Origin of the sequence: Streptomyces kaniharaensis (assembly GCF_009569385.1) — a bacterium.
Taxonomy (GTDB): domain Bacteria; phylum Actinomycetota; class Actinomycetes; order Streptomycetales; family Streptomycetaceae; genus Kitasatospora; species Kitasatospora kaniharaensis.
In genome coordinates, this window is sequence record NZ_WBOF01000001.1 from 3,628,090 (window position 1) to 3,640,744 (window position 12,655).

The following is a 12,655-nucleotide window of genomic DNA, read 5'->3' on the forward strand; positions in this document are numbered from 1 at the left end:
CCTCGTCCCACCGGGCGCCGCTACGGCTGCGGCAGCCGCTGCTCGAACCAGACCACCTTGCCGGTGCCCAGCCGGGTGGCGCCCCAGCGGTCGGCGCACCTGGCCACTATCTGCAGCCCGCGCCCCCGTTCGTCGTCCGGCCCGGTCCGGCGCGGGCGGGGCAGCAGCGGGCTGTCGTCGCCGACCTCGCAGCGCAGCCGGGTGGTGCGCACCAGGCTGAGGGTGACCGGACGGGTCGCGTGCTGGACGGCGTTGGTCACCAGCTCGCTGACCATCAGCTCGGTCGCCTCGCTGAGCTCGCCGAGCCCCCAGCGGCGCAGGGTGTGCGCGGCCAGCCGGCGGGCCCGGCCCGGCGTCTCGTTGCGCGGCTGGAGGTACCAGTGCGCGACGTCCCCGGCCGGGATTCCGTCGAAGCACGCGCCGAGCAGGGCGATGTCGTCGCCGCGGTCGCCCGGCGGCAGGATCCGCAGCGCCTCCTGGCAGAGCTGCTCGGGGGCGTGCCAGCGGGCGGCGGCGATCCGGGCACGGAGCAGTTCGAGGCCGTCGCTGATCGGGCGGCTGCGGGTCTCCACCAGGCCGTCGGTGAACAGCAGCAGGGCCGAGCCGGGCGGCGCGGGCAGTTCGACGGAGTTGAAGTCGACCCCGCCGACGCCGATCGGCGCCCCGGAGTCCAGCTCCACCAACTCGGCCGTGCCGTCCGGCCCGACCAGCACCGGCGGAACGTGCCCGGCGTTGGCGATCACCACGCGGTTGGCGATCGGGTCGTACACCGCGTAGACGCAGGTGGCCAGGTGCTGTTCGCGGCCGAGCCGCTGGGCCTGCTCGTCCAGGTGGTACAGCACCTCGTGCGGCGGCAGGTCGAGGGCCGCCAACGTCTGAGCGCTGGTACGGAGTTGGCCCATGATGGCGGCCGAGGTGAGCGAGTGGCCCATCACATCGCCGACGATCAGGGCGACCCGGTTGCCGGGCAGCGGCACCGCGTCGTACCAGTCGCCGCCGACCTGGGCGCCGCGCTCGCCCGGCAGGTACCGCTGGGCCAGCCGCACCCCGTGCGGCTGCGGGAGGCGCAACGGCAGCATGCTGCGCTGGAGTTCGTTCGCTATCTCCCACTCGCGGGCGTACCGCAGCGCGGTGTCCACGGCCAGGCCGGCCTGGGTGGCGAGATGGGCGGCCGCCGCGGTGTCGGTGGCATCGAACGAGGGCCGGCCGGTGCGTTCGGGAGGGCGGCGGATCAGTACCAGCAGGCCGAGCACCGCCTTGCGCCCGCGCAGCGGCAGGGCCAGTACGGACGTGCCCGCGCCGAGCCGGGCCAGCCCGCGGGTGCCGTACAGCTCGCGCAGCAGCGCCTCGGTGCGCTCCGCGGCGGGCGTGCCGAGCACGGCGGACTCGGCGGGGCGGCGGCTCAGCAGAGCGTGCGCGAGCGCCCCGCCGCGGGTCACCGGGGTGGCGGGCCCGCCGTCGGCCGTCGAGCGGGCGCCGTACCGGGAGCGGCGCCGGTCGTCCGCCCAGCTGGGCCGGCCGCGCCGTCCGATCCGGGTGCCGGTGCTGTGGTGGATCCGCAGCTCGTCCGGGAACCCGGGCTCGCGTTCGACGTTGGGCAGCGGGTCGCGCAGGTGGACGACGGCGGCGTCGGCCAACGTCGGGACCAGCACCCGGCCGATGTTGCGCAGCGTCGCGAAGAGGTCGAGCGCGCTGTTGATCCGCCGGGTCGCCGAGTCGAGGTACGCGAGGCGGTCGGCCACGTCGTCGCGGGCCCGCTCGGGCAGGGGTGAGGGCTCCCGGACGGGGGCCGGCTCCGGGACCGGCGCCGGCTCGCGGCGTGGGACGGGCACGGCAGGCGGCTGTCCGGCCTCGGGTTTGAGCTGGTCGCGCACGGCTGCCTGTCCTGGACTCGGGGTGGGCTCTGGGGTGTTCTGCTTTGCTGACTCTTCCGCGGTCGCGTCCGGTCTCTCGTGGTCGATCAGCCGACGCCGTTCGATCAGCCGACGCGTCGACAGCACAGGAACAGTTGCTCCTCCGGCGGCAGCGAGGTACTGGCGGGCGCGTACGGATGCCCCGAGCACTCCTCGACGGCGAACCCCGACGCAACCAGAACCCGTTCCAGATCTTCCCTCAGATACCCGCTGATCCGCAGCTCTCTGCCAAGGAACGGAAGCGGAACGTGATCCAGATCCGCCTCGACCATCCCCAGCGCCAGCAGACCGCCCGGCCGCAGCAGCTCGCGCAGCCGGCCGAGCACGGTGGGAATCTCGTCCTGCGGGAGCAGGATCAGGGAGAAGAACGCGGTGACGGCGGCGAACCGGCCCTTCCCGAGCGGCCCGAGCTCCGGGACGTTCCAGACCCGGCCGGCGCGCTCGGTGCCCAGGTCGTACAGGTCGATCCGGCGGAACTCCGGCGGGAAGTCACCGGGGTAGCGCTCGTTTCCGGCCAGTGTCAGCATCACGTCCGAGAGGTCTATCCCGGTGACCCGCAGCCCGCCCGCGGCCAGCTGCCGTGCCGTCGGCTCCCCGGTCCCGCAGCCGACGTCCAGCACCCGCGACCCCGGCTCCAGCTCGGCCAGCAGCCGCCGCCCGCACGCGAGCTGCCCGTCCTTCGCCGGAAACGCCTCGCCGTACCCGGCGCCGATCGTGTCGAACGCGACCGCCTGCAACGCCCGCGCGGCCCGGCGCCGCCGGGCGTCGGGCTCGTCGTCGTCCGCGTCCTCGCCGACGGGGAACGGATCCGATATCTGTCCGGTCGTCACGATTGAGAGGCACCCTTCCACCCTGGCCTCCGGTCGGCTGGCCGGCCGCTGCCGGTGGCGGTACGTCACGCTCCCCGCATCACACTGATGGACTGCACTCTGACACGTTGTCGGCAGACACTCGTGTGCACTGGCATCCGAGGATATGCGTGATCACACCGCCATGGGGTCCCTTTCCAGCCAACTCGTCTCACTTGGGCCGATGTGGACCGGGTTGCGGAAGCACGGTGGTGCGGGCCGGGGTGGTGCGGCCAGGGCCCGCACGCCGCACGGAGAGGCCGGTGCGCCGCTCTGACCTGCGGCTTTGGCGCTCCGCAGGCTGACAATCCGACGTTTATCGAACGTCAATCGGTCCGGTGCACAGTGGAGTCCAGCGCCGGGGAAGCGTTGAGGGCGCTCCCGCAGCCGGGGGGCTGCGGGAGCGCCGGCGCGACGCATCGGGGGAGGTTCTCCGCTGGGGGATGGAGGCCTTACGGCGCGGGGGGAGAGGTAGGGAGTGGCTCGGTGTGCTGCCGGGAGATGAGGTCCGCCACGGGGGAGGCCTCGGGCACACCGAGCCGCGTGAAGATCGCATGCGCCTCCCGGAGGCAGGCGAGCCCACGCGCCGGCTGGGCGAGGGCGAGCAACGCCTCGCCGAGGGCGGCGTTCGCGAGGCCCTGGCAGTAGGCGGAGTCCATGTCCTGGCCGATCGTCAGCGACTCACCCGCCGTCTCGGCCGCCTCGGCATGCCGTCCGGCGGCGAGCAGCGAGGACGAGAGCCGGGCGAGGGTGTAGCCCTCCCACAGCGGGTTCTGCTGCGACTGGTAGAGCTGGTGGGCCTCGCGCAGGTGCTCCACGGCCTCACCGGAGGAGAGCACCACGCCGAGCTGGTAGAGGGTGTGGGCCAGGTAGGGGCCGTTCTTGGACGTCCGGGCGGCGGCAACAGCGTCGGTGGCGGACTGGATCGCGGTCTCCGTCATGCCGAGCCGGTGCTGGACCCGGGCGATGTTGCTGATCAGCCTGGCCTCGCCGATCGGTGTGCCGACCACCTGGCTGATGGCGAGGGCCTGTTCGAGGAACGGCAGCGCCTCGGCCGGGCGATTGCCGACGCTGAGGATCCAGCCCAGCGTGTTGGCCGTGGCGAGGCGGAAGATGGTCGCGTCATCCGGTGCCTGAAATTCGAGGCTTCGGCGGAGGGAGTGCTCCGCGCCTTGGAAGTCGCTGGTGACCGACTGCAGCGTGCCCAGTGCGAAATGCACGCGGGCAAGCGCGGCCGAGTCGCCGCGGTCCTGCGCGTCGCGGCCCATGATCTCCAGAATCCGGCGGACCCGAGGTCCGTGGGTCGGGTCCGGGCCGAGGCAGTACAGCAGGATCAGCAGGTCGATCGCCGAGCGTTGCAGGTCACCGGGGCCGTCCGCCGCGGCCACGATGGCGCTGAGCAGCAGGGCGCCCTCGCTACGGAGCCAGTCCTGTGCGGCCCCGCTGGTCGGAAGACTCAGCCCCGGCGAGGTGAGCGAGCTCAGCAGCTCCGGCAGCGGATCGTCCGGCTCGATGGTCTGCGCCGCGTTGTAGACGGTCGGTATCAGCAGGTCGAGCAGCCGCAGAACTGCCAGCTGCTGTTCCTCGAGGTCTCCGATTCGCTCGTTCTGGCGCTGGGCGTAGAGCCGCAGCAGGTCGTGGTACCGGTAGCGGCCGGGCGAGAAGCACTCCAGCATGTTCGCTTCGACCAGGGCTTCGGCAAGGTCCTCGGCGGTGTCGTCGTCCACACCGAGCAACGCCGCCGCGGCCGCCAGCGGGACGTCGGGGGCGTCGATCAGGGACAGCAGCCGAAAGGCCCGGGCCTCCGCTGTGGAGAGCTGTCCGTAGCCGAGCCCGATCGTGGTCTCCACCGCGAGATTGCCGAGCTGCAGTTCGTCCAGGCGCCGACGCTGGTCGGCTAACCGCCGGGCGAGGTCCGAGACGCTCCACCGGGGCCGACTGGCCAGCCGGGCCGCGGCGATCCGGACGGCAAGCGGGAGGAATCCGCAGGCGGTGACCACTGCCATGGCCGCCTCCGGCTCGGCGGCGACACGCTGTTCCCCGACGATGGCCGAGAAGAGCGACAGTGCCTCGTCGGCGGTCAGCTCCTCGACGTCGAACAGCTGCGCACCGGGGATCCCGGCCAGGCGGGACCTGCTGGTGGCGAGCACCGCACAGCCGGAGACGCCGGGAATGAGCGGCCTGATCTGCTCGGCATCCCGCGCGTTGTCCAGCAGGATGAGCATCCGCCGGCTGGCGAGCAGCGAACGGTAGAGCGCCGCGCGCTGCTCAAGGGAGTCGGGGTTCTCGGTGACGCCGAGCGTGTGCAGGAAGTCGCCCAGGACGACTGCGGGGTCGGCCGGTGAGGCACCGGCTCCGCGCAGGTCGACGTAGAGCTGCCCGTCCGGGAACTCGGTCCGAACCCGATGAGCCACGTGGACGGCGAGCGTCGTCTTCCCCACTCCGCCGATGCCGGCCAGGGAGGTCACGACGACCGCCTGCCCCGTGGCGTTCATCAGGACGGTGGAGAGATCGGCGACAAGTCCGGACCGTCCACTGAAGTCCGAAACGTCGGCCGGGAGTTGGGCCGGAGGCGGAGGTGTCGGCGAGCCGTCGTCGCGAACGGGTGCGGCCGGGAGGGTCAGTGTCTGGTCGGCGGCGAGGATACGCGAGTGCATGGCGGACAGGCCGGCACCCGGTTCGACACCGAGCTCGTCGATCAGCAGCTTCCGCGTGTCGGTGTAGACGCCCAGGGACTCGGCCTGGCGCCCACAGCGGTACAGCGCCAGCATCAGCAGCTCGCGGAGCCGTTCCCGGAGCGGGTGTTCGGCGGTCAGGGAGTTCAGTTCGCCGACCACCTCGGCGTGCAGCCCGATGTCGAGGGCCGCTGCGCACATGTCCTCGGAGGCGGCGACCTGGCGCTCGGCGAGCCGCAGGCGCTGTGCGTCCGCGTAGGGGCCGGGGATGCCGGTGAGCGGGCGCCCGCTGAACAACCCGAGGGCGCGGACGAGGAGCCGGTGCGCCTCGTGGAGATCGCCCGCGGCCCGGGCCGTGGTCGCCTCCGCCGAGAGATTCTCGAAGACCGTCACATCGAGGGCGTCGCCGGGAATGCGCAGGGCGTAACCGTCGGCGACCGAGACCAGCAGCTCGGCGGGCGCCCGCGTTTCCCGTCGAGGCTCGATGACCGCGCGAAGCCGGGAGACGTAGGTGCGAAGCGCTGCGACGGCTTGGGTCGGCGGGCGGTCGCCCCAGAGACCGTCGACGAGGTCCTGGGTGGTGACGGGACGGCCGGCGTGCAGGAGAAGGGCAGTCAGAACAGCCTGCTGCTGCGGGGAACCGAGCGCGAGGGGTCTGCCGTCGAGCCAGGCCTGGACCGGACCGAGGACTTGGAAGCGCAGCGCAGGCAGAGGCGGCGTCTCCCGAAACTCCATGAAGTCCCCCGATGGCCTGTGGTGTTGATTCCGCGAAGGGCGCTCGGCGGTCCGCCGTGGTGCTTCAGCTTAGGCGGACGGCCGACTCTGCCGGACGGCACCGCAAGCCGCACGATGTTTATCGGACATTTAATCAACCCTACGATACTGTCCGCGCGCCCGCGCCAAGCAGGTCGGGCTGAAGACATTTGATGACCGAAAGGCGGCCGCCCAATGGCCAACGACCAGAGCGAGACCCCGGTGCCGTCGACGCCCGACAACAAGGTGCAGACGTCGGCGCCGGCTGCCGCTGTGGAGGCCGGTAAGGCTGTCGAGGGCGCAGTGACCGCGTCCTCGAACCCGACCACCTACACCGAGCCCACCACCGCCGAGAAGGCGGCGCTCGAGCAGGACCTGTTCGGTGACGAGGCCGAGCACGTTGTCGAGCCCGCCAAGCCGGCGACGGGTGAGCCGGGCCACAAGTTCGAGCCGGAGAGCATCATCTCCAGCCACCCGTAACCCGGTCGAGCCGGTGCCCTTGCCTCTTCCGGATGTGGAGGCGGGGGCACCGGTCTTTTGCGCAGGAATATCACCGGACGCTCACGGGTGGGGGTCGGGCTTCCGGAATTCCGGGTTCAGCGAGAACTCGATCAGACCCGGATTGTTGCAGTTTGCCGTGGTTTTGCCGGAACGGACGGAACTTGCCCCGCCTCCCGGTGGCCGAATCCCGTCGGCTCCGGATCGTCGTCGTCGGTCGTCGGGGCCGGGGTGAGGTGGCCGGGGTCGGCGGTCCATTCGCGGCCGCCGCCCTCGGGGCGTATGTAGTGCTCTCCGCCGATGGTGTCCATGTAGATGCCGGTGCGTCCGGTCCTGCGGTCCAGGACGCGTTCACCCACGTGTGGCCGATAGCTGGTGGCGTTGTGCTGACGTCGGGTGCTCACCGCACTCTCCTTCGCCTGGTCGCTGTCCGTGCGTGTGTGGTGATGCTCGGCGACTACTGCCCGGCATCTCTAGAGAAGCTAATATCTCTAGAGATGTCAACGGTCGTATCCGCTTACCGGCGACCGCGGACGCGCCTACGATTTCCGCGAGGGAGAGGAAGCGGCGATGACCGGCAGCAGTGGCGAGAAGCAGCCCAAGTACCAGCGGATCGCCGACACGCTCAGGGCGGCCATCGACGCCGGCGAGTACCGGCCGGGGGACCGGCTGCCGGGCGAGAACGACCTCATGGACGAGTACGGGGTCGCCCGGATGACGGCCCGCCAGGCGCTGGGGGTGCTGCGGAGCGAGGGCATCGCGGAGGCGCGCCGGGGTGCGGGGGTGTTCGTGCGGGACTTCCGGCCGCTGCGGCGGCGCGGGATCCAGCGGCTGGCGCAGGGGCAGTGGGGGTCGGGCCGGTCGATATGGTCGGCGGACATCGACGGGCGCTCGCTGGTCGTCGACCAGGTGTCGGTCTCCGAGCAGGGCGCGCCCGACCACGTGGCACGGGTGCTGGGCGTCGACCCGGGGGAGCCGATGTGCGTGCGGCACCGCCGTTTCGTGCTGGACGGCAAGCCGGTGCTGCTGTCCACCTCCTACCTGTCGGCCGGCCTGGTCGCCGGCACGGCGATCACCCGGGAGGACACCGGCCCGGGCGGCACGTACGCGCGCCTGGCGGAGATCGGCGCGAAGCCCGTCCACTTCCGCGAGGAGGTGCGCTCGCGCATGCCGAGCGCGGAGGAGGGCGCGCGGCTGGAGCTGTCCGCCGGCACCCCGGTGATCCTGATCTGCCGGACGGCCTTCGCGGACGAGGGCCAGGTCGTCGAGCTGAACGAGATGATCCTCGACGCCGCCTCCTACGTCCTGGAGTACGACTTCGACGCGTGAGGCCGCGTCAACGCCGACGCCCCGACCGCGGGGTGCGGCCGGGGCGTCGCAAGAGCGCGGGGAGCGCGGAAGGGGCTACTCCTTCGAGCGGACGCGCAGGTTGGTGATCAGCGGGCCCTCGGTGGTCTCGCGGAAGAAGTCGTTGCCCTTGTCGTCGACGACGATGAAGGCCGGGAAGTCCTCGACCTCGATGCGCCAGACGGCCTCCATGCCGAGCTCGGCGTACTCCAGGACCTCGACCTTCTTGATGCAGTCCTGGGCGAGCCGGGCGGCCGGGCCGCCGATGGAGCCGAGGTAGAAGCCGCCGTGCTGGGCGCAGGCGTCGGTGACCTGCTTGCTGCGGTTGCCCTTGGCGAGCATGACCATCGAGCCGCCGGCGGCCTGGAACTGGTCGACGTAGGAGTCCATCCGGCCGGCGGTGGTGGGGCCGAAGGAGCCGGAGGCGTAGCCCTCGGGGGTCTTGGCCGGGCCGGCGTAGTAGACCGGGTGGTCCTGGAGGTACTTGGGCATGCCCTCGCCGGCGTCCAGGCGCTCCTTGATCTTGGCGTGCGCGATGTCGCGGGCGACGACGAGCGTGCCGGTGAGCGAGAGCCGGGTCTTCACCGGGTACTTGGAGAGCTCGGCGCGGATGGCGGACATCGGCTGGTTGAGGTCGACGCGCACCACGTCGTCGTCGAGGTGTTCGTCGGTGGTGTCCGGCAGGTACCTGGCCGGGTCGGTCTCCAGCTGCTCCAAGAAGACACCCTCGGCGGTGATCTTGCCGAGCGCCTGGCGGTCGGCGGAGCAGGAGACGGCCATGGCGACGGGCAGCGAGGCGCCGTGCCGCGGCAGGCGGACGACGCGCACGTCGTGGCAGAAGTACTTGCCGCCGAACTGGGCGCCGATGCCGATCTTCTGGGTCAGCTCGAAGACCTTCTGCTCCAGCTCCAGGTCCCGGAAGCCGTGGCCGGTCTTCGCGTTCCCCGACGTCGGCAGGTTGTCCAGGTAGTGCGCCGACGCGTACTTGGCGGTCTTGAGCGCGAACTCGGCGCTGGTGCCGCCGATCACGATGGCCAGGTGGTACGGCGGGCAGGCGGCGGTGCCGAGCGAGCGGATCTTCTGCTCCAGGAACGAGAGCATGCTCGTCTCGTTCAGGATGGCCTTGGTCTCCTGGTAGAGGTACGACTTGTTGGCGGAGCCGCCGCCCTTGGCCATGAACAGGAACTTGTACGCGTCGCCGTCGGTGGCGTACAGCTCGATCTGGGCCGGCAGGTTGTTGCCGGTGTTCTTCTCGTCCCACATGGTCACCGGGGCCATCTGGGAGTAGCGCAGGTTGAGCTTGGTGTACGCGTCGTACACGCCGCGCGCGATGGCGGACTCGTCGGCGCCGGAGGTGAGGACGTTCTGGCCGCGCTTGCCCATGACGATGGCGGTGCCGGTGTCCTGGCACATCGGGAGGATGCCGCCGGCCGAGATGTTGACGTTCTTCAGCAGGTCGAGCGCGACGAAGCGGTCGTTGGGGCTGGCCTCCGGGTCGTCCAGGATGCGGCGCAGCTGGGCGAGGTGGGCGGGGCGCAGGTAGTGCGAGATGTCGTGCATCGCCTCGGCCGTGAGCAGCCGCAGGGCCTCGGGCTCGACCTGGAGGAAGGTGCGACCGCCGGCCTCGAAGGTGGAGACACCCTCGGAGGTGAGCTTGCGGTAAGGGGTCGGGTCAGCGCCCAGGGGGAGCAGGTCGCTGTACTCGAAGTCTGGCGTGGGAGCCATGGGGGCGGTCCTTAGGTTTCCAGTGATCCGGCTGCGTCGGCGAAGCACCATCCAGGGTAGGACCCGGGTGGAGCACGCAGACGGACAGGGCAGCCTGCGTGACGGGGCTCACTCGCGCGGCAGTGCGAGCGACTAGGCTGTGGCCGTGGACAACTCGCCGTCGCAGGACGATCAGGGGCAGCCGCCCGTGCCGGCGCCCGTACCCATCACCAAGCCGGGGGCCGCACCCGAGCCCACGCCGACCGATCAGGCCAGGCCGGCCTCGACGTCCGCGCCGACGTCCGCGCAGGTCCCGGTGGCGGAGGCCGAGTTGAGGGCCTCGGACGCCGACCGCGAGCGGGTCGCCGAGCTGCTGCGCGACGCCTACGCCGAGGGCCGGCTGAACGTCGACGAGCACGCCGAGAGGATCGAGGCCGCCTACGCCGCCAAGACGCTGGGCGACCTGATGCCGCTCACCCGGGACCTTCCCAGCCACCGCCCGGTCTCGTTCGAGAAGCCGCCGCTGGACGCCTCGGCGCCCCGCCCGGCCGGCCCGGTGCAGCCGCCCGCCCGCCAGGAGTCGCCGTCGATCGTGGCGGTCTTCGGCGGCGCGTCCCGCAAGGGCCGCTGGCGCGTCGGCTCGCACCTGAAGGTGGCCGCGGTGTTCGGCGGGGTGGACATCGACCTGAGCGACGCCGTGTTCGAGTCGCCCAAGGTGGAGATCGACGTACTGTCGCTGTTCGGCGGGGTCGAGATCCGGGTGCCGGAGAACGTGAGCCTGCACGGCGGCGGCGTCGGCATCTTCGGCGGTTTCGACGTCAAGGAGCAGACGGCGGCCGACCCGTACGCGCCGGTGGTCCGGGTCAAGGGCACGGCCATCTTCGGCGGTTGTGACGCCAAGCCGCGCCGGGGCAAGAAGCTCAAGGAGTGGGTGCGCAAGCAACTCGGCGTCGACTGAAGCCGGTTGACCTCCGGCTGACCTGCTCGGCGCCTGTCGACCGAGGTGCCGGCCGACCTGCCCGACATCTCCCGAGTGCCCGGCCGTGGGGACAACTCCCGGCCGGGCACTCGTCGTTGTGGCGAGTGCACTGGGTAGTCGATTGCGTGCAGTGTGCATGAATCGCGCCGCGGTGGGGTAATTCCTCCGCACATCGCTTCTCGTACGGCTGCGCACCGGGGGCGGCCAAGCGGCCGGTCCGGGGGTTGGAAGAGCGGGGGCTCGCAGCCGGGCAGGGGAGCGAGCTTCCCCGTGTCCGAGAGCCTCGTCAGGAGTACGGCCGTGCTGCATCCGATCGAGTCCCGCACCACCTCGCCCGTCGCCGCCGCGCAGTTGTTGGAGCCCCGCCCCGACGGCCGCCGGCAGCCGCAGGGTTCCCCTGGCTCTGCGGGCTCTGCGGGCTCCGTGGGCGACGACAACCCCTGGCACACGGGCGCCGCGTGCCGGCGGGACGAGGTGGGGCTGTTCTTCGCGCCGTCCAAGGAGCCCACGGCGGCCCGGTTGTCGCGCGAGGAGCAGGCGAAGCAGGTGTGTGCGCGCTGCCCGGTGCTGCTGGAGTGCCGTGAGCACGCGCTGGCGCAGCCGGAGCCGTACGGGGTGTGGGGCGGGCTGACGGCCGCCGAGCGCCGGGTGGTGCTGGCCCGGCGCCGCCGCCGGGACACGGAGCTGCGCGAGGCGGCCAGGGTGGCCGCGGCCGGGCGGCGGATAGCGGGTTGACGGCGGGTCGAAGGCACCCGCCCACCGGAAGACGGACGCACCGCGGCCCCGGCGGAGGGGGATTCCGCCGGGGCCGCCAAGTGCCGGGTGTCGAGCCTCAGTTGGCGCGGTCGAAGTCGATCGCGCTGTAGGCCCGCAGCTTCGACAGCTTGTGGGTGGAGTTGATCTCGCGGATGGTGCCGCTCTTGGAGCGCATCACCAGCGAGCTGGTGGTGGCGGTCTCCTGGCGGTAGTGCACGCCGCGCAGCAGCTCGCCGTCGGTGATGCCGGTGGCGACGAAGAACACGTTCTCGCCGCTGACCAGGTCGTTGGTGGTGAGCACCCGGTCCAGGTCGTGGCCGGCGTCGAGGGCCTTCTGCCGCTCGGCCTCGTCCTTGGGCCACAGCCGGCCCTGGATCACGCCGCCCATGCACTTCAGGGCGCAGGCCGCGATGATGCCCTCGGGCGTGCCGCCGATGCCCATGAGCAGGTCGACGCCGGTGCCCTCGCGGGCGGCCATGATGGCGCCGGCCACGTCGCCGTCGGAGATGAACTTGATCCGGGCGCCGGCCTCGCGGATCTCGCGGACCAGGCCGTCGTGGCGCGGGCGGTCGAGGATGACGACGGTGACGTCCTCGACGGCGCTGCCCTTGGCCTTGGCGACCCGGCGGATGTTGACGGCCGGCGGGGCCGTGATGTCGACGAACTCGGCGGCCTCCGGGCCGGCCACCAGCTTGTCCATGTAGAACACGGCGCTGGGGTCGAACATGGTGCCGCGGTCGGCGACGGCGAGTACCGCGACGGCGTTGTTCATGCCCTTGGCGGTGAGGGTGGTGCCGTCGACTGGGTCGACCGCGACGTCACACTCGGCGCCGGTGCCGTCGCCGACACGCTCGCCGTTGAAGAGCATCGGGGCCTCGTCCTTCTCGCCCTCGCCGATGACGACCACGCCGTTCATCGAGACGGTCGAGACGAGGGTGCGCATCGCCTTGACTGCGGCGCCGTCCGCGCCGTTCTTGTCGCCGCGTCCGACCCACCGGCCGGCGGCCATCGCCGCCGCCTCGGTGACCCGGACGAGCTCGAGCGCGAGGTTCCGGTCCGGAGCCTCGGGCGCGACCTCCAGGGCACTGGGAAGGTGGTGCGGGTACTGCGTGGTCATCGTCGTTACCTCTCTGTACGCGACGGCCAGTAAGCGCCCGACTACTGCCAGGTCGAACGCCGTGG

At 71.7% G+C, this 12,655-nt stretch carries 10 protein-coding genes; 4 read left to right on the forward strand and 6 right to left on the reverse strand.

Annotated elements, in window-relative coordinates; translation table 11 throughout:
* Window positions 1-20: 20 nt before the first annotated feature.
* From F7Q99_RS16450 to F7Q99_RS16460, 3 genes are all read right to left on the reverse strand, one after another.
* Window positions 21-1,874 carry an ATP-binding SpoIIE family protein phosphatase gene (locus F7Q99_RS16450; RefSeq protein WP_326846738.1) on the reverse strand — a complete coding sequence of 618 codons (1,854 nt, stop codon included), beginning with the start codon at window positions 1,872-1,874 and terminating at the stop codon, window positions 21-23.
* A gap of 104 nt (window positions 1,875-1,978) precedes the next feature.
* Complete coding sequence (locus F7Q99_RS16455; protein WP_153466259.1) at window positions 1,979-2,650, reverse strand: class I SAM-dependent methyltransferase; 672 nt, start codon at window positions 2,648-2,650, stop codon at window positions 1,979-1,981.
* A gap of 563 nt (window positions 2,651-3,213) precedes the next feature.
* Window positions 3,214-6,171, reverse strand: coding sequence for an AfsR/SARP family transcriptional regulator (locus F7Q99_RS16460; RefSeq protein WP_153462320.1), 2,958 nt, complete (start codon window positions 6,169-6,171; stop codon window positions 3,214-3,216).
* Window positions 6,172-6,384: 213 nt separating this feature from the next.
* Between F7Q99_RS16460 and F7Q99_RS16465 the strand changes: the two genes are divergently transcribed.
* Window positions 6,385-6,669 (forward strand): hypothetical protein, encoded by a 285-nt coding sequence (locus F7Q99_RS16465; protein WP_153462322.1) that lies wholly within the window; start codon window positions 6,385-6,387, stop codon window positions 6,667-6,669.
* 131 nt (window positions 6,670-6,800) lie between these two features.
* On the opposite strand, the gene F7Q99_RS16470 is transcribed toward F7Q99_RS16465, so the two are convergent.
* Entirely contained in the window at window positions 6,801-7,091 is a 291-nt protein-coding gene (locus F7Q99_RS16470) for a hypothetical protein (RefSeq protein ID WP_153462324.1), read from the reverse strand.
* 166 nt (window positions 7,092-7,257) lie between these two features.
* Between F7Q99_RS16470 and F7Q99_RS16475 the strand changes: the two genes are divergently transcribed.
* Entirely contained in the window at window positions 7,258-8,016 is a 759-nt protein-coding gene (locus F7Q99_RS16475; RefSeq protein WP_153462326.1) for a GntR family transcriptional regulator, read from the forward strand.
* A 75-nt stretch (window positions 8,017-8,091) separates the two neighbouring features.
* Here the strand turns inward: F7Q99_RS16475 and F7Q99_RS16480 are convergent, their stop codons facing one another.
* The gene (locus F7Q99_RS16480; RefSeq protein ID WP_153462328.1) at window positions 8,092-9,759 is read right to left on the reverse strand and encodes a fumarate hydratase; all 1,668 of its coding nucleotides are present in this window, start codon (window positions 9,757-9,759) and stop codon (window positions 8,092-8,094) included.
* Between the two features lie 145 nt (window positions 9,760-9,904).
* Between F7Q99_RS16480 and F7Q99_RS16485 the strand changes: the two genes are divergently transcribed.
* Together F7Q99_RS16485 and F7Q99_RS16490 are read left to right on the forward strand one after the other, a co-directional pair.
* On the forward strand, window positions 9,905-10,696 hold the full coding sequence (locus F7Q99_RS16485; protein ID WP_326846740.1) for a DUF1707 SHOCT-like domain-containing protein: 792 nt from the start codon (window positions 9,905-9,907) through the stop codon (window positions 10,694-10,696).
* A gap of 372 nt (window positions 10,697-11,068) precedes the next feature.
* The gene (locus F7Q99_RS16490; RefSeq protein WP_407697858.1) at window positions 11,069-11,452 is read left to right on the forward strand and encodes a WhiB family transcriptional regulator; all 384 of its coding nucleotides are present in this window, start codon (window positions 11,069-11,071) and stop codon (window positions 11,450-11,452) included.
* A gap of 97 nt (window positions 11,453-11,549) precedes the next feature.
* Here F7Q99_RS16490 and glpX read toward each other — a convergent pair whose 3' ends face one another.
* Entirely contained in the window at window positions 11,550-12,590 is a 1,041-nt protein-coding gene (gene glpX / locus F7Q99_RS16495) for a class II fructose-bisphosphatase (protein ID WP_153462330.1), read from the reverse strand.
* Window positions 12,591-12,655 lie beyond the last annotated feature (65 nt).

What these genes read in the sequence shown, in the direction of transcription:
- F7Q99_RS16460 (WP_153462320.1), bottom strand. Translation starts at nt 6,171, where the DNA reads ATGGAGTTTCGGGAGACGCCGCCTCTGCCTGCGCTGCGCTTCCAAGTC.
- F7Q99_RS16465 (WP_153462322.1), top strand. Translation starts at nt 6,385, where the DNA reads ATGGCCAACGACCAGAGCGAGACCCCGGTGCCGTCGACGCCCGACAAC.
- F7Q99_RS16475 (WP_153462326.1), top strand. Translation starts at nt 7,258, where the DNA reads ATGACCGGCAGCAGTGGCGAGAAGCAGCCCAAGTACCAGCGGATCGCC.
- F7Q99_RS16480 (WP_153462328.1), bottom strand. Translation starts at nt 9,759, where the DNA reads ATGGCTCCCACGCCAGACTTCGAGTACAGCGACCTGCTCCCCCTGGGC.
- glpX (WP_153462330.1), bottom strand. Translation starts at nt 12,590, where the DNA reads ATGACCACGCAGTACCCGCACCACCTTCCCAGTGCCCTGGAGGTCGCG.